Annotated in this window: 3 protein-coding genes; all 3 read right to left on the reverse strand. The window is 60.4% G+C overall.

Annotated elements, in window-relative coordinates:
- On the reverse strand, nucleotides 1-386 hold a 386-nt coding region (locus AC1DBQ_RS23175; RefSeq protein ID WP_476930730.1), incomplete at its 3' end, for an MFS transporter.
- Between the two features lie 175 nt (nucleotides 387-561).
- Complete coding sequence (locus tag AC1DBQ_RS23180; RefSeq protein ID WP_425547226.1) at nucleotides 562-945, reverse strand: SHOCT domain-containing protein; 384 nt, start codon at nucleotides 943-945, stop codon at nucleotides 562-564.
- Between the two features lie 181 nt (nucleotides 946-1,126).
- Nucleotides 1,127-1,513 (reverse strand): SHOCT domain-containing protein, encoded by a 387-nt coding sequence (locus AC1DBQ_RS23185; RefSeq protein WP_476930731.1) that lies wholly within the window; start codon nucleotides 1,511-1,513, stop codon nucleotides 1,127-1,129.
- Nucleotides 1,514-1,769 lie beyond the last annotated feature (256 nt).

Consider the following 1,769-nt stretch of genomic DNA (forward strand, 5'->3'; position numbering starts at 1 on the left):
ACCCTGTCCTGGTCCTGATAATTGTTGGCGATGAGGGCCGCGATGGCGGGTATCACCAGGACGGCCCCGACGCCTTCGATCACGGACCATCCGATGAAGAGGACCACGATGTTGGGACTGAGTGCGGTGAGCAGGGAGCCGCAGGCGTAGATGATGGAGCCGATGACGAAGGCGCGCCTCCGCCCCCAGACGTCGCCGAGTTTCGCGCCGAGCAGCATCAGTGAGGCCATGGTCAGCGTATAGAAGGTGATGGCAGCCTGCATCGCGGCTACGGTCGTGTTGAGATCATTCACGACTGTCGAGATCGAAACGTTCATCACGGTGCTGTCCAGCACCATGACGAATTGTGCGCAGCCTAGGATGATGCCGGCGGKCCACTTCTTCATTGGGTGACACGCAGTTCTCGAGGTGTTGTGCGCAGCCGCAGCGGGGCGCGGCGTGCGCCTGGCTCACGTCATGCCGCCCGCACCGGGCGCGCGGCGGAACTCACCACCGGTCCCCTGGCCCCGCTCACGGCACGGGCGACGATGAAGCCCATGAGGGCAGCACATGAACGGCCGGTCAGGCCCGGCTCAACGCTTTCGCCTTGAGTGCATCGAACTCGCCCTGGGTCAGGGTGCCGGCGTCGAGGAGTTCCTTGGCCTTGGCGATTTCCTGGGTGGGGGACGCCGTGGCAACGGAGCGGATGTATTCAGTCGTTTCGGCTTCCGCCTGCCGTGCACTCTTTGCCTGGCGTTCCGCCATGCTGCGGCCGCGGGCGATCAGGTAGACAAGAACGGTGAGGAACGGCACGAAAACCAGGAATAGTATCCACACGGCCTTGAGCCAGCCGTTGAGGTCGCGGTCCCGGAAAATATCGGAGATCACGGCAAAAAGTGCAAACAGGTACGAGACGAAGGCAAATCCCCAAAAGAATAGCCAGATGACGTTCCAGAATTGCTCCACGGGAGCCATCCTTTCGTTCCGAGGAAGCCCTGCTGGCATTCCCTTAAGGGCCAAAGTAGTCTTCCCTGGCACCCGCCATTAGGACCATAAGGCCTGTCTTGAGCGGGGTGGGGCCGCCATGCTCMACCTCTATGCGCGGAGAGCGCAACCGCATCGAAATCCGGCATTACCCAGGTGATATTTATCCCAATGCCCTGGCCTTGAGCATCTGGAATTCGTCGCGGGTGATCGTGCCTTCATCAAGGAGCCTTTTCGCCGCCGCGATCTGTTCGGCGGGGTTGCTGTTGGCGGTCCGACGAACGTAGTCCGCCATGTCATCACTGGCCTCGCTCTGGGTTGCGTCCTGCCGCACGGATTCCCGCACGGCCATTTGCTGCCCGTAGAACAACATGTAGGCAAGGCAACCGAGGAGCGGGAACAGGAGAACGGCCAGAATCCATAAGGCCTTTACCCACCCGGGGCGCAGACGATCCGAAAAAATGTCCTTGATGACCAGAAACAGCACTATMAGGTACGCAGCGAACATAACGAACGAAAACATGAGCCAAATGGCATCCCAAAAACCCATTGCCTCCGCCTTTCGAGAGACCTTGATGCCTTCATAAGCCGGGGCGACTCAGGCGATCGACTCAGCTCGCCCCAAGCCTACGCACGGGGCCTGCATTGTCAATGAATCGMGTTGACTCGTAGAAAACCTCCGCGTAGCCGGATACGTTGCCTCATTTGAAAACCTCCGCGTAGCGGCGTGGTTGACGGTGTTGGCGGCGGTTGCCAGCTATGCCCGTTTTCATGGAGCTCACGATGGCCCAGCGGCAGGCTGTGAC

This window comes from Arthrobacter sp. 10T413_2 (assembly GCF_056394205.1).